24 protein-coding genes and 1 pseudogene are annotated in these 22299 nt (G+C 66.7%); 19 read left to right on the forward strand and 6 right to left on the reverse strand.

What is annotated here, in order from left to right:
- Positions 1-125 precede the first annotated feature (125 nt).
- Positions 126-1076, reverse strand: a complete 951-nt coding sequence (locus CEX88_RS23215) for a mechanosensitive ion channel family protein (RefSeq protein WP_369829815.1) — start codon at positions 1074-1076, stop codon at positions 126-128.
- On the opposite strand from CEX88_RS23215, the pseudogene CEX88_RS26635 reads away from it, so the two are divergent.
- Positions 1039-1116, forward strand: a pseudogene (locus CEX88_RS26635) (hypothetical protein); the annotation flags it as partial. The gene CEX88_RS23215 and the pseudogene CEX88_RS26635 sit on opposite strands and share 38 nt — an antisense overlap.
- On the opposite strand, the gene prfB reads toward CEX88_RS26635, so the two are convergent.
- Positions 1096-2202 carry a peptide chain release factor 2 gene (gene prfB, locus CEX88_RS23220; RefSeq protein WP_066849904.1) on the reverse strand — a complete coding sequence of 369 codons (1107 nt, stop codon included), beginning with the start codon at positions 2200-2202 and terminating at the stop codon, positions 1096-1098. The pseudogene CEX88_RS26635 and the gene prfB overlap by 21 nt on opposite strands.
- A 163-nt stretch (positions 2203-2365) precedes the next feature.
- Here prfB and CEX88_RS23225 point away from each other — a divergent pair, with 163 nt between their 5' ends.
- Positions 2366-3730, forward strand: a complete 1365-nt coding sequence (locus CEX88_RS23225) for an FAD-dependent oxidoreductase (RefSeq protein WP_094295303.1) — start codon at positions 2366-2368, stop codon at positions 3728-3730.
- Between the two features lie 32 nt (positions 3731-3762).
- Here CEX88_RS23225 and CEX88_RS23230 read toward each other — a convergent pair whose 3' ends face one another.
- A complete protein-coding gene (locus CEX88_RS23230; protein WP_066849909.1) occupies positions 3763-4119 on the reverse strand; it encodes a hypothetical protein in 357 nt (118 codons plus the stop codon).
- Positions 4120-4142: 23 nt separating this feature from the next.
- Between CEX88_RS23230 and hisN the strand changes: the two genes are divergently transcribed.
- From hisN to CEX88_RS23245, 3 genes are all read left to right on the forward strand, one after another.
- A complete protein-coding gene (hisN, locus tag CEX88_RS23235) occupies positions 4143-4937 on the forward strand; it encodes a histidinol-phosphatase (RefSeq protein ID WP_094295304.1) in 795 nt (264 codons plus the stop codon).
- 96 nt (positions 4938-5033) lie between these two features.
- The gene (locus CEX88_RS23240; protein WP_094295305.1) at positions 5034-6425 is read left to right on the forward strand and encodes an acyl-CoA dehydrogenase family protein; all 1392 of its coding nucleotides are present in this window, start codon (positions 5034-5036) and stop codon (positions 6423-6425) included.
- Positions 6426-6447: 22 nt separating this feature from the next.
- Positions 6448-7662, forward strand: coding sequence for an acyl-CoA dehydrogenase family protein (locus CEX88_RS23245; RefSeq protein WP_094295306.1), 1215 nt, complete (start codon positions 6448-6450; stop codon positions 7660-7662).
- A gap of 90 nt (positions 7663-7752) precedes the next feature.
- Here the strand turns inward: CEX88_RS23245 and CEX88_RS23250 are convergent, their stop codons facing one another.
- Positions 7753-8751: an MDR family oxidoreductase gene (locus CEX88_RS23250; RefSeq protein WP_094295337.1), complete on the reverse strand. Its 999-nt coding sequence runs from the start codon at positions 8749-8751 to the stop codon at positions 7753-7755.
- 89 nt (positions 8752-8840) lie between these two features.
- Positions 8841-9818 (reverse strand): esterase family protein, encoded by a 978-nt coding sequence (locus CEX88_RS23255; protein ID WP_066849921.1) that lies wholly within the window; start codon positions 9816-9818, stop codon positions 8841-8843.
- 310 nt (positions 9819-10128) lie between these two features.
- Here CEX88_RS23255 and CEX88_RS23260 point away from each other — a divergent pair, with 310 nt between their 5' ends.
- The 11 genes from CEX88_RS23260 (at position 10129) to CEX88_RS23310 (ending at position 20089) form a co-directional block, all read left to right on the forward strand.
- Entirely contained in the window at positions 10129-10686 is a 558-nt protein-coding gene (locus tag CEX88_RS23260) for a TetR/AcrR family transcriptional regulator (protein WP_094295307.1), read from the forward strand.
- A gap of 139 nt (positions 10687-10825) precedes the next feature.
- The gene (locus CEX88_RS23265) at positions 10826-11989 is read left to right on the forward strand and encodes an acyl-CoA dehydrogenase family protein (protein WP_094295308.1); all 1164 of its coding nucleotides are present in this window, start codon (positions 10826-10828) and stop codon (positions 11987-11989) included.
- 14 nt (positions 11990-12003) lie between these two features.
- On the forward strand, positions 12004-12393 hold the full coding sequence (locus CEX88_RS23270) for a nitroreductase/quinone reductase family protein (RefSeq protein WP_064394389.1): 390 nt from the start codon (positions 12004-12006) through the stop codon (positions 12391-12393).
- Positions 12394-12481: 88 nt separating this feature from the next.
- The gene (locus tag CEX88_RS23275; RefSeq protein WP_066849931.1) at positions 12482-13588 is read left to right on the forward strand and encodes a homogentisate 1,2-dioxygenase; all 1107 of its coding nucleotides are present in this window, start codon (positions 12482-12484) and stop codon (positions 13586-13588) included.
- The gene (locus tag CEX88_RS23280) at positions 13585-14778 is read left to right on the forward strand and encodes an alpha/beta hydrolase family protein (protein ID WP_094295309.1); all 1194 of its coding nucleotides are present in this window, start codon (positions 13585-13587) and stop codon (positions 14776-14778) included. Before CEX88_RS23275 ends, CEX88_RS23280 begins: the two co-directional genes overlap by 4 nt.
- On the forward strand, positions 14775-15980 hold the full coding sequence (locus tag CEX88_RS23285) for a CaiB/BaiF CoA transferase family protein (RefSeq protein ID WP_094295310.1): 1206 nt from the start codon (positions 14775-14777) through the stop codon (positions 15978-15980). Before CEX88_RS23280 ends, CEX88_RS23285 begins: the two co-directional genes overlap by 4 nt.
- A complete protein-coding gene (locus CEX88_RS23290; RefSeq protein WP_094295311.1) occupies positions 15977-16885 on the forward strand; it encodes a hydroxymethylglutaryl-CoA lyase in 909 nt (302 codons plus the stop codon). The genes CEX88_RS23285 and CEX88_RS23290 overlap by 4 nt, the downstream gene beginning before the upstream one ends.
- A 6-nt stretch (positions 16886-16891) precedes the next feature.
- The gene (locus tag CEX88_RS23295) at positions 16892-17512 is read left to right on the forward strand and encodes a TetR/AcrR family transcriptional regulator (protein WP_094295312.1); all 621 of its coding nucleotides are present in this window, start codon (positions 16892-16894) and stop codon (positions 17510-17512) included.
- A gap of 20 nt (positions 17513-17532) precedes the next feature.
- Positions 17533-18771 carry an acyl-CoA dehydrogenase family protein gene (locus CEX88_RS23300; RefSeq protein WP_094295313.1) on the forward strand — a complete coding sequence of 413 codons (1239 nt, stop codon included), beginning with the start codon at positions 17533-17535 and terminating at the stop codon, positions 18769-18771.
- A complete protein-coding gene (locus CEX88_RS23305) occupies positions 18768-19739 on the forward strand; it encodes a phosphotransferase family protein (protein WP_094295314.1) in 972 nt (323 codons plus the stop codon). The genes CEX88_RS23300 and CEX88_RS23305 overlap by 4 nt, the downstream gene beginning before the upstream one ends.
- Positions 19736-20089: a DUF6285 domain-containing protein gene (locus tag CEX88_RS23310; RefSeq protein ID WP_094295315.1), complete on the forward strand. Its 354-nt coding sequence runs from the start codon at positions 19736-19738 to the stop codon at positions 20087-20089. The genes CEX88_RS23305 and CEX88_RS23310 overlap by 4 nt, the downstream gene beginning before the upstream one ends.
- 55 nt (positions 20090-20144) lie before the next feature.
- Here CEX88_RS23310 and CEX88_RS23315 read toward each other — a convergent pair whose 3' ends face one another.
- Positions 20145-20771, reverse strand: coding sequence for a class I SAM-dependent methyltransferase (locus CEX88_RS23315; RefSeq protein WP_094295316.1), 627 nt, complete (start codon positions 20769-20771; stop codon positions 20145-20147).
- A gap of 48 nt (positions 20772-20819) precedes the next feature.
- On the opposite strand from CEX88_RS23315, the gene CEX88_RS23320 reads away from it, so the two are divergent.
- From CEX88_RS23320 to CEX88_RS23330, 3 genes are read left to right on the forward strand one after another with little or no spacing between them, the layout of a single operon-like run.
- A complete protein-coding gene (locus tag CEX88_RS23320; RefSeq protein ID WP_066849958.1) occupies positions 20820-21212 on the forward strand; it encodes a nuclear transport factor 2 family protein in 393 nt (130 codons plus the stop codon).
- 54 nt (positions 21213-21266) lie between these two features.
- The gene (locus CEX88_RS23325; RefSeq protein ID WP_094295317.1) at positions 21267-21800 is read left to right on the forward strand and encodes a YceI family protein; all 534 of its coding nucleotides are present in this window, start codon (positions 21267-21269) and stop codon (positions 21798-21800) included.
- A gap of 15 nt (positions 21801-21815) precedes the next feature.
- Positions 21816-22217, forward strand: a complete 402-nt coding sequence (locus CEX88_RS23330) for an Rv3143 family two-component system response regulator (protein WP_064394377.1) — start codon at positions 21816-21818, stop codon at positions 22215-22217.
- The last annotated feature ends 82 nt before the right edge of the window (positions 22218-22299 follow it).

Genomic DNA, 22299 nt, shown 5'->3' on the forward strand with positions numbered 1-22299 from the left:
GGGCGGGGGCGGTTCGGGCGGCTTGGGCTCGAACGTCTGGTTCACCCAGAACAGCGCCACGAACGCCGCGATGAGCACGACCGTCGACACCCGCATCCGGCCGAAACGGGCGCTCAGCCAGTTCCTCACTTCTTCTGCTCCGCGGAGCCCTGCGTCTCATTGCCGGCGCCGCCGTCTGTCGCCGGGTGGACGATGGCGCCCACCGTCGGTGTCACACTGTCGGTCGGCGACACGATCCCGGCGCGGCGTAGCTCGGCGACCACCAACACGCGAATGCGCCGGCCGACTTCGAACTGCTTACCGGGAAGTGTGCGCGCGACCATCCGCAGGTTCACCGTCTCGAGCCCGATGCTCTCGACACCCATCAGCTGGGGCGCGTCGAGCATGAGTGCGCTGAGTTGCGGATCGTCTGTTGCTTTGCGCGCGACGGTGTGCAGGAGCTCGTTGACCTCGTTGAGGTCGGACCCCGTCGGCACCGGAATGTCGATGACCGCGCGCGCCCAGTCCTTCGACAGGTTCAGCGATCGAACGATGTTGCCGTTGGGGATGGTGTACATCTCACCTTCGGCGGTGCGCAGTTTGGTGACCCGCAACGTCACCTCTTCGACCGTTCCGAGCGACTCCTCGGGTGCACCGACCATGCTGAGCTGCACCAGATCGCCGAAGCCGTACTGCTTTTCGGTGATGATGAAGAAACCGGCCAGCAGGTCCTGGACCACTTTCTGCGCACCGAAGCCCAGCGCGGCGCCCAGCACCGCGGCGGGCGCGACCAGCGACCCGATCGGGATCGCGAGCGTGTCGGTGATCTGCACCGCCACGATGATGAACAACAAGGCGACCGTGACCCACGAGATCACCGAAGCGACGGCCTGCCGGTGCTTGGCGCTCTCCGAACGCACCAGCTGATCGCTTTCCAGGTATTCGGCGTCGATGCGGCTCACGATCCGCTGTGCCGCCCAGTTGATGAACCGCGCGGCGAGCAGTCCGCCGATCAACAGCAGTGCGATCGTCACACCGCGGTCGAGAATCCAGTTGCCGATGTTGCCCTTCCAGAACCCTTCCCAGCGCTCCCCCAGGGACAGTGCGATCAGACTGTTATCCATCGTCTTGACTCTTGCGCCAACGAATGCCCGCCTCGAGGAACCCGTCGAGGTCGCCGTCGAGCACCGCGGCGGGGTTGCCGACCTCGTACTCGGTGCGCAGATCCTTGACCATCTGGTAGGGGTGCAGCACGTAGGACCGCATCTGGTTGCCCCACGAGCTGCCACCGTCGCCCTTGAGGGCATCCATCTCGGCGCGCTCTTCTAAGCGCTTGCGTTCCAACAACTTTGCCTGCAAGACCCGCATCGCCGAAACCTTGTTCTGCAACTGCGACTTCTCGTTTTGACAGGTCACCACGATGCCTGTCGGGATGTGGGTCAGCCGGACCGCCGAGTCGGTGGTGTTGACCGACTGGCCACCGGGGCCGCTGGAGCGGTAGACATCAACGCGCACATCGCTTTCCGGGATGTCGATGTGGTCGGTGGTCTCCACCACCGGCAGCACTTCGACGTCGGCGAACGACGTCTGCCTGCGGCTCTGGTTGTCGAACGGGCTGATGCGCACGAGGCGATGGGTGCCCTGCTCGACCGACAGGGTGCCGTAGGCGAACGGTGCGTGCACCGCGAACGTCGCGCTCTTGATCCCCGCCTCTTCGGCGTAGGAGATGTCAAAGACTTCCACGGGATAGTCGTGCTGTTCGGCCCAGCGGATGTACATGCGCATCAGCATCTCGGCCCAGTCCGCGGCGTCCACCCCGCCGGCGCCCGAGCGGATCGTGACGACGGCCTCGCGCTCGTCGTACTCGCCGGACAGCAGGGTGCGCACCTCCATCGCCTCGATGTCCTCGCGCAGCTTGGCCCGCTCGGCGTCGGCCTCTGCGAGTTCCTCCTCGCTGCCGTCTTCGGCGGCCAGCTCGTACATCACCGGCAGGTCGTCGAGGCGCTGCCGGAGTTCCTCGACGCGCCGAAGCTCCCCCTGGGTGTGCGACAGCTCACTGGTGACCTTCTGAGCGCGCGTCTGGTCGTCCCACAGGTTCGGGTCGGAGGCCTCGTGCTCGAGCTTCTCGATGCGACCGCGGAGGCCTTCGACGTCGAGCACCCGCTCCACCGTGGTCAGGGTGGAGTCGAGGGCAGCGAGGTCGGCTTGACGGTCAGGATCCACGGGAGTTCAGGTTACCTGTGAGCCGACACGCGCCGGTTCTCGCGACTGGCGGCAACGAGGCCCGTCCGCGTTCTAGCATCGGATGCGTAACCAGCCGGCCCCGACGCGACAGCCCCTTGCGCGAGGCCGGGCAGCGAGAAGGAAGCTTCGACAAAAGGTGTCCATGCGCCCCTACCACGTGGCGATCGTCGGCTCAGGGCCTTCGGGTTACTTTGCCGCGGCGTCGTTACTCAAGTTCGCCGATTCCCGGGACGACGCCGACGTGCGCGTCGACATGCTCGAGATGTTGCCGACCCCGTGGGGGCTGGTGCGCTCGGGTGTGGCACCCGACCATCCGAAGATCAAGTCGATCAGCGCCCAGTTCGAAAAGACTGCGTTGGATCCGCGATTTCGCTTCTTTGGCAACGTCGCGGTCGGCGAGCACGTGCACCCCGCCGAGTTGGCCGAACAGTACGACGCGGTGATCTACGCCGTCGGTGCCCAATCCGACCGGGCGCTGGGGATTCCCGGTGAGGACCTGCCCGGCAGCGTCGCCGCCGTCGATTTCGTCGGCTGGTACAACGCCCACCCGCATTTCGAGGAGATCGCACCCGACATCTCCAGCGGTCGCGCCGTGGTGATCGGCAACGGCAACGTCGCCTTGGACGTGGCGCGGATTCTCGTCACCGATCCCGACGTGCTGGCCGCGACGGACATCGCCGACCACGCGTTGAAGTCACTGCACGACCGCGGGGTGGAGGAGGTACTCGTCATCGGGAGACGGGGGCCGTTGCAGGCGCCGTTCACCACGTTGGAGCTGCGCGAACTCGGGCACCTCGAGGGGCTCGGCGACGTCGACGTCATCATCGATCCCGCCGACTTCGCCGACATCACCGACGACGACCTCGAAGCGGCGGGCAAGACCGTACGCAACAACATCAAGGTGCTGCGCGGCTATGGGGAACAGACACCGAAGAACGCCAAGCGGCGCATCGTCTTCCGTTTCCGCACCTCCCCAATCGAGATCAAGGGGGACGGTCGCGTCGAATCGATCGTGCTCGGCCGCAACGAGCTGGTCGAGGAGAACGGCCGCATCGTGGCCAAGGACACCGGTGAACGCGAGGAGGTGCCGGCCCAGCTTGTGGTGCGCGCGGTCGGCTATCGCGGGGTTCCGACGCCCGGCCTGCCGTTCGACGAGCGCAGCGGCACGATCCCGCACACCCACGGGCGCGTGGAAGGCAGCCGCAACGAGTACGTGGTCGGCTGGATCAAGCGCGGGCCGACGGGTGTCATCGGCAGCAACAAGAGCGATTCGCAGGAGACCGTCGACACGCTGATCACCGACCTGTCGGCCGCACAACTCGCCGACTTCGCCGAGGACCATTCGCGGCGGCTGGCCGAATGGTTGGTCGAACGGCAGCCGAAGGTGATCACCGATGACCACTGGCGGCTGATCGACGAGTACGAGCGGTCAGCAGGCGAACCGCACGGGCGCCCGCGCGTGAAGCTGACCACCGTGGCCGCGATGTTGAGGATCGGGCACGGCTGAGCATCGGCTCGTCGTGCACCACGCTTGAAGCCTCAGGAGTAGGGCGGTGGCGGCGCCTCGGGTGGCGGGGCCTGCGGCGCGAATCGCCAGTTGTCCGGGTTCTTCGGCGAGTAGACGACGGGAAACAGTTGGCCCATCGTCGGCCAGTCGTCGACGTCGACCTCGAGCCGTTGGTAGACGACATGCTCGTTGACCGTGGGCCCGTTAATGACGCCGGTGATCGTGACGTACTGCGGCCCGGTGACCTCGGCTGGTCGCGGGCTGACGCCGGTGACCAGCAGTTGACCCGAGGGCCAGTCAGTCGGTGTGCCGCGACGGCGCATCAGCATCGGTCGGGCCAGCAGCACCAGCGCACCGACGATCAGCAGTATCACCGCGAATTCCCACATCCCGACATGGTAGGACGACAGGCATGGATCCCGAGGCGGACGATCTGGCATTGGCGCTCGCTCTAGCCGATGAATCGGACGCCAGGACGATGGCCCGCTTCGGCGCGGTCGACCTCGTCGTCGAGACCAAACCCGACCTGACCCCGGCCACCGACGCCGACCTCGAAGTCGAATCGATGATCCGGGAGCGACTTGGCGAGCAGCGCCCGGCCGATTCGGTGTTCGGCGAGGAGTTCGGCGGCACGAAGGAGTTCGTGGGCAGGCAGTGGGTCGTCGACCCGATCGACGGCACCAAGAACTTCGTCCGCGGGGTACCGGTGTGGGCGACGCTGATCGCGTTGCTTCGCGACGGCGTACCCGTGCTCGGCGTGGTGAGTGCACCCGCGCTGCACCGACGGTGGTGGGCGGTGTCCGGACGGGGTGCGTACGCGCAGGTGTCCGGGCAGCCGCAGCGACGGCTGAGCGTGTCGAAGGTTCAGGACCTCGGCTCGGCGAGCCTGGCGTTCTCCAGCCTCTCCGGGTGGGCCGACCGCGGCATCCGCGACCGGTTCGTCGCGCTGACCGACGCGGTGTGGCGGGTGCGCGGCTACGGCGACTTCTACAACTACTGCCTGGTCGCCGAGGGGGCCGTCGACATCGCGATGGAGCCCGAAGTCTCGACGTGGGACCTGGCGCCGCTCGACGTCCTGGTGCGCGAGGCGGGCGGCCGCTTCACCAACCTCGCAGGTGAGTCCGGTCCGCACGGCGGCAGCGCGGTCGCGACCAACGGGCTGCTGCACGACGCCGTGCTGCGCAGCTTGTCGGCACCTGAGCTGTGAGTTCGACAACAACTTACCGATGAGTCAGTTCCGATACCTTACTCTGGAGTCAGTTCGACGAGTTCGGACGTCACAAATCGAAGCGAGGCAGTCGAAATGAGTAAAGCCCTGCCGTCGAAAAACGGATCCAAGTCGAAGCGAAGCGACAAAGAAAGCGCAGTCGGCCTGAAGAAGCACAAGCGGTCGGCGACCGATCTCGGTCTGGCGCTGGTCACTCCCCTGGTCGGCCAGGAGTTCCTGGACCGCTACAACCTGCGCGATCCGCTCAACCGTGGATTGAAGTATGGCGTCAAGCAGGTGTTCTCGTTCGCGGGCGCGGCCACCAGGCAGTTCAAGCGGGTGTCGGGTAACCAGAGCGGACCGACGCGGCTGAAGAAGAGCGGTTCGGATTACTTCGACCTCACGCCCGACGACGAACAGCAGATGATCGTCGAGACGGTCAGCGAGTTCGCCGAGGAGGTCATCCGTCCCGCGGCGCGCGAGGCCGACGAGTCAGCCGACTACCCCGTCGACCTCGTGGCGAAGGCATCCGAACTCGGCATCACCGCGATCAACGTGCCCGAGGACTTCGAGGGCATCGCCGCGCACCGCGCAGCCGTCACCAACGTGTTGGTGGCCGAGGCACTGGCGTACGGCGACATGGGCCTCGCGTTGCCCATCCTGGCCCCCGCGGGGGTCGCGTCGGCGCTCACGCACTGGGGCAGCGCCGATCAGCAGGCCACCTATCTGAAAGAGTTTGCGGGCGAGAATGTTCCGCAGTCCTGCGTGGCGATCGCCGAACCGCGAGCGCTGTTCGATCCCACCGCGTTGAAGACCACCGCGGTCCGCACCCCGAGCGGGTACCGCCTCGACGGGGTCAAGTCGCTTGTGCCGGCCGCCGCCAATGCCGAACTGTTCATCGTCGGAGCGCAACTCAACGGCAAGCCCGCGCTGTTCATCGTCGAGTCGTCGTCGAAGGGTCTGAGCATCACGCCCGACCCGGGTATGGGTATCCGCGGAGCGGCGACCGGCCAGGTCGCGCTCGACGGGGTCACGGTGACGCTGTCGGCGCGCCTCGGCGAGGACGGCGCAACCGACGAGGACTACTCGGAGGCGCTCGCGCTGTCGCGGCTCGGCTGGGCGGCACTCGCCGTCGGCACCGCTCACGCGGTGCTCGACTACGTCGTCCCATATGTCAAGGAACGGAAGGCCTTCGGTGAACCGATCGCGCACCGTCAGGCGGTCGCGTTCATGTGCGCCAACATGGCGATCGAGTTCGACGGTCTGCGCTTGATCACGTGGCGCGGCGCGTCGCGAGCCGATCAGGGTCTGCCGTTCGCCCGCGAGGCCGCGCTGGCCAAACGGCTGGGCACCGACAAGGGCATGCAGATCGGCCTGGACGGTGTGCAGCTGCTCGGCGGCCACGGCTACACCAAGGAACATCCCGTCGAGCGGTGGTATCGCGATCTGCGCGCCATCGGCGTCGCCGAGGGTGTTGTAGTTATCTAGTCTCACGAGCGGAAGTCGAATCATGGCAATCAATTTGGAGCTGCCGCGCAAGCTCGAGGCGGTCATCGAGAAGGCCCATCAGGGGGCAGCGGAGATGCTGCGTCCGATCTCTCGCAAGTGGGATCTGCGCGAGCACGAGTACCCGGTGGAGCTGGACACCCTGGCCACCCTGTTCGAGGGCATTCAGGACGCGAAGGCGTTCGCGTTCGCAGGCGCCGAGGCGTTCGCGGGCGGTGACGAGCCCAGGGACGCCAACCACAACGGCGCGAACATGTCGGCCGTACTCAACGTGATGGAGATCAGTTGGGGCGACGTGGCTTTGATGCTGTCGGTGCCGCGCCAAGGGCTCGGTAACGCGGCGATCTCCAGCGTGGCTACGCCCGAACAGCTCGAGCGGCTGGGCAAGGACGTGTGGGCCGCGATGGCGATCACCGAATCGGACTTCGGCTCCGATTCAGCGGCGGTGTCGACGACGGCGAGGCTGGACGGCGACGAGTACGTGATCAACGGCGAGAAGATCTTCGTCACGGCCGGATCCCGCGCCACCCACATCGTGGTGTGGGCGACGCTGGACAAGTCGCTGGGCCGCGCGGCGATCAAGTCGTTCATCGTTCCGCGCGAACATCCCGGGGTGACGGTCGAGCGACTCGAGGACAAGCTCGGCATCAAGGCCTCCGACACCGCGGTGATCCGATTCGACAATGCCCGGATCCCCAAGGACAACCTGTTGGGTAGCCCGGAGATCCACGTGGAGAAGGGTTTTGCCGGGGTCATGGAGACCTTCGACAACACTCGGCCCGTGGTCGCCGCGATGGCCGTCGGCATTGCCCGCGCCGCCCTCGAGGAGCTGCGCAAGATCCTCACCGAGGCCGGCATCGAGATCTCCTACGACAAGCCGTCGCACGCACAGAGCGCACCCGCCGCGGAGTTCCTGCGCATGGAATCCGATTGGGAGGCCGCGTATCTGCTGATGGTGCGCTCGGCGTGGCAGGCCGACAACGACATTCCGAACTCGAAGGAAGCGTCGATGGGCAAGGCGAAGGCCGGCCGGGTGGCCAGCGACGTCACGCTGAAGGCGGTCGAACTGGCCGGCACGGTCGGGTACTCGGAGGTCACCCTGCTGGAGAAGTGGGCCCGCGACAGCAAGATCCTCGACATCTTCGAGGGCACCCAGCAGATTCAGCTGTTGGTGGTGGCGCGCCGACTGCTCGGCTTGTCGTCGGCCGAGCTCAAGTAGGCGGCTGGCCCACCGTTTGTGAATCTGGCGACGGAAATCCCGAAAAAGCGTCGCTGATTTCACAATTGGCGCATGAACGGCTAGAACTCTCTAGAACCCGTCGTGCACGACCACACGGGTGCGGCCGGTGACGCCGCCGCCGATGATCGTGCGCAAGGTGTGCGGCGCCTCGAGCACCGGGACGTCCCTGGTGATGTCGGTGAGATGCTTCGGCTTGAGCTCGCCCTCGATCTGCTTCCAGATCTCGCGACGCGGCCCGATCGCGAGCTGTACGGAGTCGATGCCCGCCAGGGTGACGCCGCGCAGGATGAACGGCATCACGGTTGTGGGAAGGTCGGCCGACCTGGCCAACCCCGAGATCGCCGCGACACCCGCGTAAATGAGGGTGCTCAGCGCGTATGCGAGGGTGTCGCCCCCGACGCTGTCGACGACGCCGGCCCATTTCGACTCACTCAGCGGGCGGACCTTCTCCCCTTCCTCGGGTAGGCGTCCGATCACCTGGTAGGCGCCCAGGCCCATGAGATAGTCGTGCGCCTCGGCCTTCCCGGTGGATGCGATCACTTCGTAGCCCAGACCGGCCAGCAGGTCGACACTGATGCTGCCGACGCCTCCGGTCGCACCGGTGACCAGTACGGGCCCGTCCTGCGGTCGCACGCCGTGGTCGCGAATTGCGTTGACGCTCATGGCCGCGGTGAAGCCGGCTGTGCCGATCGCGGCGGCCTCCGCCGTCGTCAACCTTTCGAGCTTGACCAGGTAGTCGGCCGGCAACCGAGCGGTGTCGGCGTATCCGCCGTGCCTGCCGGTGCCGATGTCGTAGCCGTGGGCGACGACCCGGTCACCGACGGCGAACTCCGATGACGACGATGCCGTGACCGTGCCGGCCGCGTCGATGCCCGGGATGAGCGGATACGACCGGGCCACACCGCCTTTGGGCGTCACGGCGAGGGCGTCCTTGTAGTTGATCCCCGAGTACTCGACGGAGACCGTGACGTCACCCTCCGGCAGGAAAGTATCGTCGACGACTTCGTGCCGCAGGGTGATTTCTCCTTCGGCGTCTTGATGTGCGACCACGGCGTTGACTGCGCTCATGACGCCCATTGTTCACCTGGGCCCACGCGCAAGCCGGGGAACGCAGGAGTCCCCGGACGCGGGTCGCGTCCGGGGACTCCTGACGTGTCTTACGAACCGAGATGCGAGATCAGGTCAGGCTTCATCTCCTGCAACTGAGCACCCCAGTACTCCCAGCTGTGCGTGCCGTAGGGCGGGAAGTTGAACACACCGTTGTTGCCGCCCGCGGCGATGTAATTGTCACGGAACGTGATGTTCGTGCGGATGGTCAGGCCCTCGAGGAACTCGGCGGGCAGGTTCGCGCCACCGAGCTCGTTGGGCGTGCCGTTACCGCAGTAGACCCAGAGCCTGGTGCCATTGGCCACCAGTGCCGGGATCTGAACCATCGGGTCGTTGCGCTTCCACGCGCTGTTCGGGTCCTCGGTGCGGCCCCACATGTCGTTGGCGTCGAAACCGCCCGCGTCGCCCATGGCCATGTTGATCAGGAACGGCCACTGGCCCTCGGACGGGTTGAGGAACGCCGACAGTGCCCCGGCATAAACGAACTGGTCGGGGTGGTAGACCGAGAGGATCATCGCGGAGTTGCCGGACATCGACAGGCCGACGGCGGCGTTGCCCGTCGTCGACACGCCCCTGTTGGCGGACAGCCACTGCGGCAGCTCGCTGGTCAGGAACGTCTCCCATTTGTAGGTCTGGCAGCCGGCCTTACCGCACGCCGGCGCATACCAGTCGGAGTAGAAGCTCGACTGGCCGCCGACCGGCAGGACCAGCGACAGCGGCGTCTCGTAGAACCACTCGAACGCCTGGGTCTCCAGGTCCCAGCCGTTGTAGTCGTCGCGAGCACGCAGTCCGTCGAGCAGGTACACCGCCTTGGAGCCGGTGCCCTTCTGGAACTGCACCTTGATGTCGCGTCCCATCGACGGGGACGGCACCATCAGGTACTCGACCGGCAGGCCGGGCCGGGAGAACGCCCCAGCGGTGGCTGACTGGCCGGCCAGGCTCACGAATCCCGGTAGCAGGGCCGCCGCAATGGCCGCCACCGCGAAGCGCCGCGCCCATGGGCCGCGAATCTTGTCAATCAAGCTCATACTGCAAGTCCATCCATCTTCCGGTTTGCCACTTTGGAGGCCGTTCCGTCTGCGATCGAGCGATCGCCATCGACACCGCAGCAATGTGTGCACTGCGTTGTCATGCCCGCTCGACTGAGCCCGGGGCCGTCGAGCGGACCGAGAAAATTTCAGTTGTCGCGTGTGCAGTAAAACATGATGATCAGCGCAGGAGAAACCCAGGGCCGTGTGGCGCGCCGGATTTTGCGAGCAAATTACCACTGATTCGACGGTCGGAAATGGCTACGACCGGGCATCGATGGGCGGATCGCGGCACCCGTAGGCTGCGGTCATGGCACCGGCCCGCACGCCGCGACTGTCGGTCGACGACTGGATTCAGGCCGGATACGAGATTCTCGCCGAGCAGGGCATCAAGGCGCTCAAGCTGGATGCGCTGTGCGAGCGTGTCGGCGCGACCAAGGGCAGCTTTTACTGGCACTTCCCCGATATGGCCGGCTATCGATCCACGCTGGTTCGGGCGTGGGGCGAGGTGCGCGACGACGACCGGCGCCATTTCGCGGCGCTGAGCGACCTGCCGCCGCGCGAGCGGCTCTCGCAGATGATGAGTGCGCTGGTGGATGCCCGGCATCGGACGCTGGAACGGGCGATGCGGGAGTGGGCGCGAACCGACGAAGAGGTCGCCGCGGGGGTGCGGGCGTCGGATCGGCGGGTTCTCGAGGCCGTGCGCGAGGCGTTCGTCGACGACGGCTTCGACCCCGATGAGGCCGATCTGCGCGCGAACGCCACCTTCGCGGCGGGGATCGGTTTCTTGCATCTGTCCGGCGCGAGAACCAGCAGCAAGGCTGCGGCGCGGCGGGAACGGTTCCTCGACATCATGCTCACGCGGTAGTTCGCGCGCACGCTCGGTGCACGACGAGCGTGCGCATGACGTCGGTATTCGGCGGCGTGTCGGGTGCAGACATGCCCGCTCGGCCGGTCGAGGGCGGGGGCCTGCGTTCCATACAAAAAAGTATGGTAACGTTCGGACCATGACGGCCGCTCCGGCTCTCCCCCTTGTCGACGCCGGGTTCGTCGGTCGGCTCGCCGAGCGGGCACCGGAGGCCGAGCGGCTGCGCCAGTTGCCGGTCGCGACGGTCGATGAACTGACCGCATCGGGGCTCACCGACCTGCTGGTGCCCGCGCGATACGGGGGCATGCAGGCGCCGCTGCCGGCGATCCTCGATCCGGTCCGACGAATGGCACACGGCTGCGCGTCGAGCGCGTGGACCATCGGCTTCTATGTCCTGCACAACTGGATTTTGGCGTTGTTCGACGAGCGGGCCCAGGAAGAGGCCTTCGCGGACCGACCGCTTCTCGCCCCAGCTCCCCTGGCGCCGACCGGTCGAGGGCTGCCCACCGACGGCGGGATCCGACTGAGCGGCCGCTGGTCGTGGGCCACTGGCGTGATGCACGGCAACTGGATCATGGTCGGTGCGCTGTGTGGCCCCGACGACGCGATCTTCCCGGCGCTCGCGCTGCTGCCCATCGAAGACGTCGCGATCGAGGACGTGTGGCACACCGACGGCATGCGCGCCACCGGCTCCAACGACGTCGTGATCATCGACGCGTTCGTCCCGGAACACCGATTGGTCCGCGTCGTCGACATCTACACCGGTACCGCGCCCGGCGCGGCGCTGCACGATGCCGACACCTACCGCTGGCCGATGGTGCCCGCCTTGGCGCTGTTGGCGGCGATGCCGGCGCTGGGCGGCGCCGAACGTGTCGCCGAGATCTACGCCGAGCGGTTGTCGGAACGGGTGCTGGCGTATGAGGGCGTCATGCAGAAAGACAAGCCGATCGCGCAGGCCCGCCTCGGAGAGGCCGAGGTGCGTCTGCGGGCGCTGCGCGGCCTTCTGGCCGACACCATCGCAGAGATCGAGGCCATCGTCGCGACCGGCGATCCGGTACCGAGACCGGTGCGCGGGGCGGCCCGGATGGCCGCGGCGCACATCGTCCACGAGTCGCGACACGTGATCGGGCTGTTGCTCGAGGCGTCGGGTGCCAGCGCGCATTTCGTCGACAACCCGCTGCAACGGATCAAGCGCGACGTCGACGTGGTGGCCGGGCACGTGGTCTTCGACTACGACACGAGCCGAGAGCTCGCAGGAGCCCTGAGATTGGGAATGAAAGTGTCACGAACCGCGATGGTGTGATCGGAGGGGAACCCATGGCCGAGGACTTGCGCGACCAAGTCACCAAGATGTTCCAGAAGAACGTCATGAACCCGATGATGCGGCTCCTGCCGTTCCAGACGTTGCTGGAGACGACGGGTCGCAAGAGCGGCCAACCTCGTCGCACTCCGCTGGGTGGGCGGCGGGTGGGCAATGAGTTCTGGTTCGTCTCCGAGTTTGGCGAGAAGTCGCAATACGTCAAGAACATTCAGGCCGATCCCGCCGTGCGGGTTCGCTTGAACGGCAAGTGGCACAAGGGAACCGCACACATCGTGGCCGACGATGACGCGCGTGAGCGGTTGCGCTCGCTGCCGCAGTTCAACAGCTTCGGCGTGCGGACCTTCGGCACCAACCTGCTCACCATCCGCGTCGATCTCGAGGATTGACTGGCGGCGTAAGTAAAACTAAAGTCAGTTTTAGTTCTTGGTCGCGGGTGTCCCCCGCGCCCCGCCGTCATCGTCGATGGAGCCAATCATGGAATCGTTTGTCCACCTGCGCAAAGGCCGCACTCCCAAGCGCTTGCACGCCGACCTCGACGGCCTCAAGGACGACGAACTCGGCCGTGGCGGATTCGTCGGCCGCACCGCCAACATCTACCGCCGCCACGACCCCACCGCATACCGGGCGTCGGGACCGCTGCGTCCGGTCGATGTGATGACCAGCGAGCTCAAGCCCAGCGACGCCACCGACGCCGCGGGCACGCCGCTGCTGTTGTTCAGCAACCCCGACTGCCGCATCTCGTTGAGCCGGCGCAGCGAGGAGATGCCGTTCTACGTGCGGCACGTCGACGGGGACCTGTTGTCGTTCGTGCACCGGGGTTCTGGTCGGCTCGAGACGGAGTTCGGACCGCTGCGCTACCGAGAGGGCGACTGGGTCTACGTGCCGAAGGCGACGACGTGGCGCCAGGTTCCCGACGAGGAAACGACGTTGCTGATGATCGAGGCCACCGCCGAGTTCCGCGTCCCACCGCCCGGGCCGCTCGGCAGGCACTTCCCGTTCGACCCGTCACAGACGACGGTGCCCGAACCCCAGCCGCTCGACGACGGCCACGGCCCACAGGTCGACGGAGAATACGAAGTCCGCCTCGTCCACGAGGGTGGGCCGACATCGCTGTTCTACCAACACAATCCGATCGACGTCGAAGGATGGCGCGGCGACAACTTCCCGTTCACCTTCAACATCGCCGATTACAACGTGATCGCCAGCGAGAGCGTGCACCTGCCGCCGACCGTGCATTTGTTCATGGAGGCGACGGGTGTGGCGGTGATGAACTTCCTGCCCCGGCCCGCCGAGAGCGTCCCCGGCACCGAGCGTCCGCCGTGGTACCACCGCAACGTCGACTTCGACGAGGTCTCCTTCTTCCACGGCGGCGACCTGTTCGGTATCCCGATGCCGCCCGGGTTGGTCAGCCACGCCCCGCAGGGTGTACACCACGGCGCACCGGAGAAGGCCCGCGAGCGTGCGCGGCGCAAGTTCGACGAACAGGACCGCGTCGGTTGGTACGTCATCTCCGTCGACACGACCCGGCGGCTGACACCCTCGGCAGAGGTGCTCGCCAACGATCTGGGCCAGCACGCATGACCCGGACGACCGAAGCGCCGGTGTGCTACGAATACGACCGCATCCCCTATCTCGTTGCCTACCAGAACACTTCGGGTGTGCGCGACGTGTACGGCGGGGTGGCCGAATTGGTGGTGCTCGAAAGCCACCTGCTGCGCCCGAAGGACAAACCCTCCGATACCGTGCTGGTGTTCATGCATCCGATCGGCGGCGGCGCGTACCTGCCGATGATGAACGGGCTCGCACGGGCGGGACACCATGTCATCTACTGCAACAGTCGATTTCGCGGCACCGACTCCGCGCTGCTGATGGAGAAGGTCGTCGAGGACCTCGGCGAATGCATCAAGGACGCCAAGAACCGCTTGGGCTATTCGAAGGTGGTGCTGGCCGGATGGAGCGGCGGTGGCTCACTGTCGGCGTTCTACCAGCAGCAGGCCCAGCACCCCACGATCACCGCCAGCCCGTCGGGTGACGGGCCGGATCTGACCAAGCTCGACCTCATACCCGCCGACGGGTTGATGCTGCTGGCCGCCCACATCAGCCGCCACGGCACCCTGACCGAGTGGCTCGACGCGTCGATCCTCGACGAGTCCGATCCCACCAAGCGCGATCCGGAACTGGATCTGTACAACCCGGACAATCCGAACCAGCCGCCCTACTCGCAGGAGTTCCTCGACCGCTACCGCAAGGCGCAGATCGACCGCAACCGACGAATCACCAAGTGGGTCAAGGGAAAACTGGACGAGCTGAAGGCCGCGGGGCGGCCCGAGGACGAGTTCGCGTTCGTCGTGCACGGCACGATGGCCGACCCCCGCTGGCTCGACCCCGCCGTCGACCCGAACGAACGCACCCCCGGGACCTGCTACCTGGGTGACCCTCAGGTGGTGAACAACAGCCCGGTCGGGCTGGCCCGGTTCTGCACACTGCGCAGCTGGCTGTCGCAGTGGAGCTACGACGACGCCAACGGCGACGCCGTGGCGTGCGGCCCGGACATCGCGGTGCCGACCCTGGTTATCGGCAACCTCGCCGACAACGCATGCACACCGAGCCACACGCGCAGGCTGTACGAGGCGATCGGGCGTCATGACAAGGAGATGCACGAGATTCCGGGCGCAAACCACTATTACGCCGGCCCCGACCAGCGCGACAAACTGCGCGAAGCCGTCGGCGTCGTCACCGACTGGCTGCACAGGCACGGCTTCTCGCTATGAGCGTGACGGGTCCGCTGGACGGCATCCGCGTCATCGAGGTCGGCACGCTGATCTCGGGGCCGTTCGCCGGACGCCTGCTCGGCGACATGGGCGCCGAAGTGATCAAGATCGAGCCGCCGGGCGCCCCGGATCCGCTGCGCACGTGGGGCCAGGCCGAGCTCGACGGGCATCACTTCTTCTGGACCGTGCACGCGCGCAACAAGAAAGCCGTCACGCTGAACCTGCGGACCGAAGCTGGCCGCGCCCTGTTCCTCGACCTCGTCGAGCACTCCGACATCATCGTCGAGAACTTCCGGCCGGGCACGCTGGAGAAGTGGAGCCTGGGCTACGACGTGCTGCGCGAACGCAATCGGGGCATCATCCTGGTCCGCGTGTCCGGTTACGGGCAGACCGGACCCGAGGCGCACAAGGCCGGATATGCCTCGGTCGCCGAGGCGGCCAGTGGCCTGCGGCATATGAACGGCTTTCCCGGCGGCCCGCCGCCTCGGCTGGCGCTGTCGCTGGGCGACAGCCTCGCGGGCATGTTCGCCGCGCAGGGCGCATTGGCGGCGCTGTACCGCCGCTCGGTGACCGGCGACGGCCAGGTCGTCGACGCGGCGCTCACCGAGGCGTGCCTGGCGGTCCAGGAATCCACCATCCCCGACTACGACGTCGGCGGTGTGGTGCGCGGCCCGTCGGGGACGCGACTGGAGGGCATCGCCCCGTCGAACATCTACCGCAGCGCCGACGGCAGCTGGGTGGTGATCGCGGCCAACCAGGACACCGTCTTTCGCCGGCTGTGTGAGGCGATGGGTCGTCCCGACCTTGCCACCGACGACCGGTTCGAAAATCACCTTGCGCGCGGCCGTAACCAGGACGAACTGGACAAGATCATCGGTGACTGGGCCGCCGAACGCCAACCCGATGAGATCATCGAAACCCTCAGTGCCGCAGGCGTGATCGCCGGGCCGATCAACACCGTCGCCGAAGTCGTCGAAGATCCGCAGCTTCGGGCCCGAGACATGTTGGTCGAGCACTGGGACGAGCGGGTCGGACGGTCCGTCCTGGGTCCCGGCGTCGTGCCGGTGCTCTCGGAGACGCCCGGGACCGTGCGCTACGCCGGGCCCGCCGCACCCGGTCAACACAACGACGAGGTCTACTGCGGCCTGCTCGGCAGGAGCTCCGCCGAACTCGACGCGCTGAGGGCGGAAGGAGTGCTGTGAACCAGGAACACGTGCAGATACGGGATGTTTCGCTGCGTGACGGACTGCAGATCGAGGACCCGATTCCGTTGTCGGCCAAGCTCGAACTGTTGGCCGCCGTTGCCGCCACCGGGGTCCGCGAGATGGAGGCGACGGCGTTCGTCTCGCCGTCGAAGGTGCCCGCCCTGGCCGACGCCGCCGACCTCGCCACGCATCTGCAGGAGTACCGCGACTCACACGGCATCGAGTTCTCCGCGCTGGTGGCCAGCCCGAACGGGGCCAAACGCGCGATCGCGGCGGGGTTGTCGTCGATCGAGTACGTGGTCTCGGCCGCCGACGGTCACAGCCAGGCCAATGTGGGCCGCACCTCCGCAGAGGCGACGGCGTTGATTCCGGAGATCATCTCGATCGCGCACGACAGCGGGGCCAGCGTCGAGGTCATCGTCGCCACCACGTGGGACTGCCCGTTCGACGGCCCGACGCCCCATCAGCGCGTCGTCGATGTGATGACGACCGCGTTGTCGAGCGAGGTCGACCGGTTGGCGATCGCCGATACCATCGGCACCGCCACCCCCCGGCGGGTGACCGAGACGATCGAGGCGTTGCGTCCGCTGGTCGGTGAGATCCCGCTGGGCGCCCACTTCCACAACACCCGCGGCGCCGGGTTGGCCAGCGCTTATGCGGCGGTCACGGCAGGCATCACCCGGCTGGACGCATCGGTGGGCGGGCTGGGCGGCTGCCCGTTCGCGCCCGGTGCGAGCGGCAACATCGCCACCGAGGACCTGGTATACCTGTTGCGCGACAGCGGGATCGGGGTCGACGTGGACCTGGACGCCGCGATCGAGGCGGCCGGTGTGGCGCAGCGCCTGGTCGGCCACGATCTTCCGAGTTCGCTGTTGCGCGCCGGCGACCGAATCCTGAACTGAGCAACCGTGCCCACCGGACCGTCGCCGACACTGAGCGCCAAGGGCCGCCAGACCCGCGAGGCCATCGAGAAGGCCGCGCGGAAACTGTTCGCAGAACGCGGTTTCCACGGTACGACGCTCGGCGACATCACCTCGGCGGCCGGTAAGTCACCCGCTTCGTTCTACCGCTACTTCGCGGACAAGGAAGACCTGTTGGCGGTGCTCGCACAGTCGTTCCTGCGCGAGGTGGTAGCACCGTCCGGCGGAGCACTCGACCTACCCGAATCGCCGGATGACGACGCGTTCTTCCGCACCGTGGTCACCGGCTACTGGAACATGTTCAAACAGAACATCGGGATCATGATCGCCGTCGCGCAGCTGGCCACGACCCAACCGCGGTTCGGCGCCGTGCAGAACGAGTTTCGCCGGTTGGGGATGGATGTGGTGGCCGCGTCGGTGCGGCGCGCACAGGAGCAGGGCTACGGTGCCGAGCTCAACCCCGAGCACACCGCGGCGGCCATCGCGCTGCTGTTCGAGAACTTCACCACCGTCTTCGTCGGAACGTCGGGCCTCGGCATCGAGCTGACCGACGAGGATGCGATCGCGACGCTGTCGAGGATCTGGAAGAAGACGCTGTACGGTTTCTGAACCCCGGAAAGGAAATCACCGTGGATTTCGCCCTGCCCGACCATCTGCCTTCACTCCTCGCCGAGATGGACGCCTTCATCGAGACGGAGATCAAACCGCTGGAACGCGAGAACATCCAGTACTTCGACAAGCGTCGCGAACATGCCCGTACGGATTGGGACAACGACGGGATCCCCCGCCGGGAATGGGAGGACCTGCTCGACGAGATGCGCAGGCGCGCGGACGCGGCGGGCTGGCTGCGCTATGGGCTGCCGTCTCGGTTCGGTGGCCGCGACGGCAGCAACATCGACATGGCCGTCATCCGCGAACATCTGGCGCACAAGGGTCTCGGGCTGCACAACGACCTGCAGAACGAGTCGTCGATCGTCGGCAACTTCCCGCAGGTCATCATGATGGACCGGTTCGGCACCGACGCGCAGAAGGCCGAGTGGACCGAGGCGTTGATCACCGGAAAACGGTCGATGGCCTTCGGCCTCACCGAACCCGCACACGGTTCGGACGCCACCTGGATGGAAACCACCGCGGTGCGCGACGGTGATGAGTGGGTCATCAACGGCGCCAAACGATTCAACACCGGCGTGCACCGCGCCACCCACGATCTGGTGTTCGCCCGCACCTCCGGCGAAGCCGGCCAGGCCCGCGGCATCACCGCATTCCTCGTGCCCACCGACGCCCCCGGATTCACCGTGCCGTACTACTGGTGGTCGTTCAACATGCCGACCGACCACGGCGAGGTCGAGCTGAAGGACGTCCGGGTGCCCGCCGACGCGGTGCTCGGTGAGATCGACCGCGGGCTGGAGGTGGGTCAGACCTTCCTGCACGAGAACAGGATTCGCCAGGCCGCCAGCAGCCTCGGCGCCGCGCAGTACTGCATCGACCGCGCCGTGCAATACGCGAACGACCGCAAGGTCTTCGGCAAACCGCTGGCGGTGAACCAGGCCGTGCAGTGGCCGCTGGTGGAGTTGCAGACCGAGGCCCAGATGGTGCGTTTGCTGGTGTATTACGCGGCAACGGAGTTGGACCGCAACCACCACATGGAGGTTTCGGACAAGGTGTCGATGGCCAACTACCGCGCCAACCGGCTGGTCTGCGAAGCCGCCGACCGCGCGATGCAGGTGTTCGGCGGCGTCGGCTACAGCAGACACGAACCGTTCGAACACATCTACCGGCATCACCGGCGCTACCGGATCACCGAGGGAGCCGAGGAGATTCAGATCCGGCGGGTGGCACAGCGGCTGTTCGGGTTCGGCAAGCGTTGAACCGCTTACTCGCCGAAGGCCTCACCGGCGTCCTCGGGCCGGTGCTCGGCGAGGCCGTGACCGTCGAGAATCTGCACGCGCTGACCGGCGGCGCGAGCCGCACGACGTGGGCGTTCGATGCGGTCACCGATACGCGTCGCGCCCTGATCCTGCGTACGGGCCCGCCCGACGACGTCCACGCGAGCATGGAATTGGAAGCCGCCGTTCAGCAGCGGGCGGCCGCCGCGGGGGCGCCGGTGCCCCACATTCTCGCCGCCGACAACTCCCCTGCCGCTCTGGGCAATCCGTACCTGATCTGCGACGCCATCGGTGGCGAGACCATCGTGCGCAGAATCTATCGCTCACTCGACGACTCCGGCCGCCAACGGTTGCTGCATCAGTGCGCCGAGGCGCTGGCCGCCATTCACCGTGCGGACTATCAGGGCATCGACGTGCCTCCCTCGGACCAGCTGTCTGAGTGGCGGGCCCGGCTCGACGAAATGGGCGACACCACAGCGACGTTCGAGTGGGCCTTCCGTTGGCTTGAGGCCAACCGGCCGGCTCCGTCCCCGCACGTGCTGGTGCACGGCGACTTCCGGATGGGCAACCTGATCGTCGACGACAACGGGCTGGCCGCGGTGCTGGACTGGGAGCTCGTGCACGTCGGCGAGATCTACGAAGACCTGGCCTGGTTCTGTATCCGGGCATGGCGTTTCGGCGCGCCGGAGCATCACGGTGCCGGCGGGTTGGGCAGCGTCGAGGACTTTTTGGCCGCCTATGAGTCCGCCGCGAACACGACGCTCGACCGGGAGGCGTTCCGGTGGTGGTTGACCGTTGCCACGCTGCGGTGGGGCGTCATCTGCCGGTACCAGGCCGAACGCCATCTGTCGGGGCAGACCGAGTCGGTCGAGCTGGCCGCGATCGGACGGCGCGTCAGCGAAACCGAATGGGACGTTTTGGATCTGCTCGAAGGAGGAGGACCGCGATGACCTGGCTGTACGGCCGCCCGACGGCGGCTGAACTGGTCGCCGCCGTCGCCGGCTTCCTCGAGAACGACGTCCGCAACATCACCGGCCCCGACAGCGGGGTGGCCGATGCCGGCCAGGTCAACTTCCACGCCCGCGTCGCGGCCAATGTGTTGCGCATCGTCGAACGCGAACTACTCGACACGTCGTCCGGGGAGGTCACCGACGCTCTGCGCGAGATCGGTTACCACGACGAACCCGAACTGGCCGCGGCGATCCGCTCGGGTGAGCTCGACGGCCGCGCCGCAGAGCTGTTGCCGGTGCTGCGGACGATCGTCCGGCACCGCCTCGACGTCAACCACCCCGGCTACTGACGCGATTTGTGCACATCGAGGAGCGGTGAGCGCTCCCGATCGTGCACAAATCGCATCAGGGGCGGCGGATTCGGGCCAGCCACGCCGGTTCGTCGACGAGAGTTCCGGGCGCCGATCCGATCGCGTCGGCCTGAGCCGGCTGAACGATGCCGCGGTAGGTGGTCTCCCCCAGCGACTCGAGGACCCACCCGTCTCCGAACGCGCCGCGGATGTCGGATTCGCTGACCTGAGGGCCGAACCCGCGACCGCGGTCGGAGAGCGCGAGCACGTGGACCAGCCCGCCCGGCCGGCACGCCGCGTGCAGACTGCGCACGTACCTGGCGCGGTCGGTGTCGTCGAAGATGTGGAACAGCGCGCTGTCGACGATGGTGTCGTAGGCGGCCTCCCCGAGATCCATCGCGTCGGCGACCTCGAACCGCGCGTCGACGCCCTTGGCCTCGGCGTTTCTGCGGGCATGCTCGACCGCCGAGGGTGCGTAGTCGACGCCGAGCACGTCGTAGCCCAGGCCGGCGAGCAGGACCGTGTGCTCACCGGCGCCACAGCCGACGTCGAGCACCGCGCCCCTGATCAGGCCCGCGCGTTCCAGGCCGACGATCGCCGGCTGCGGCTCGCCGATCACCCACGGTGCGGTTCCGCTCTTGTAGGCGTCGTCGAATAGCGAGAGAGTAGGTGTCACATCCATGCCCGCCAGTGTTCAACCTCAATCGGTGTTGAGGTCAAGGAGGATCACGTGACCGTTGCCCACGACGTTGTCACCGACGTGGCGGATCGCTTGTTCGCGGCGATCGAGACCGGCGACCGCGACGCCATTTCGCGGCTGTGGCACGACGACGTCGTGGTCTGGAAGGTCGCCGACCGCGACCGTGACAAGGACCGGGCGCTTCGAGTCCTGCACTGGTTCATCGACACCACCTCACAACGCCGATACGAGGTCATCGATCGTCAGCTGTTCGACGGAGGGCTGGTCCAGCAGCACATCCTGCACGCGACAGGACACAACGGCGGCGTCATCGCGATGCGCGTGGGCATCATCATCAAGCTGGGCGCCGACGGGCTGATCAGCCGGATCGACGAGTACTTCGACCCAACGGAGATCGCTCCGTTGCTCGAGCCCACCACGTGACCCGGCCGGCCACACCGGCCACAAGCGATCCGACAAACCGAGCTAGGAGACGACATGGTAAGCCTGAGCGAACTTTTCAGCGATCCCGCCTCGACAGGAACGTGGAAGCTGGACCCGGCTCAGTCCACGATCGGGGTGCGCAGCAAGTCGATGTGGGGCCTGGTACCCGTCAAGGGACGGTTCACCGAGTTCAGCGGTGACGGCCAATTATCGGCTCCGCAAACGGTTTCCGGACACATCGAGATCAACGCCGCGTCGCTGCGCACCGGTATCCGCAAGCGCGACGAACATCTGCACTCCGCCGATTTCTTTGGCGCAGAAACCCATCCGGAAATCAGCGTGCTCATCACCGGGGCCGACGCGATCGACGGCGACACCATCGACCTGCGCGCCGAACTGACCATCAAGGGCACGACCAAACCCCTGACGCTGCGAACCAAGGTCACACCGGTCGGCGACGGCGGGATGCGGCTGGTCACCGAGGCCACCGTCAACCGGCGAGACTTCGGCGTCGACGGCAACCTGGTGGGCATGATCGGTGACAAGTCGACGATCTCCGGCGACTTGGTGTTCCGGCACACCCGCTAGCCGTACGATCACGACATGGCCGAGTCATCGCGTCCGCTGCGGGTCCTCGTCTACAGCGATAACCCCAGGACCCGAGAAGAGGTACAACTCGCGCTCGGTAAGCGGGTGCATCCGGAGTTGCCAGAGCTGACCTACGTCGAGGTGGCGACGGGCCCCATGGTCATCCGCCAGATGGATGAAGGCGGGTTCGATCTGGTGATCCTCGACGGCGAGGCCACCCCCGTCGGCGGGATGGGAATCGCCAAGCAGCTCAAGGACGAGATCGAGGATTGCCCGCCGATCCTGGTGCTCACCGGCCGTCCCGATGACGCGTGGCTGGCCCGCTGGTCGCGCGCGGAAGCCGCGGTTCCCCACCCGATCGATCCGATCCGACTCGGCGACGCCGTGGCCTCGCTGCTGCGCACCCTGGTGCAATAGCCAGAAAACACGTAAACCCCTGTCGCACTTGCCTATTCGAGGCATGACGACATAGCCACGCGTTGCCAATAGCGATACTAAC

It is taken from the genome of Mycobacterium neumannii, from assembly GCF_002245615.1.
Taxonomy (GTDB): Bacteria; Actinomycetota; Actinomycetes; order Mycobacteriales; family Mycobacteriaceae; genus Mycobacterium; species Mycobacterium neumannii_A.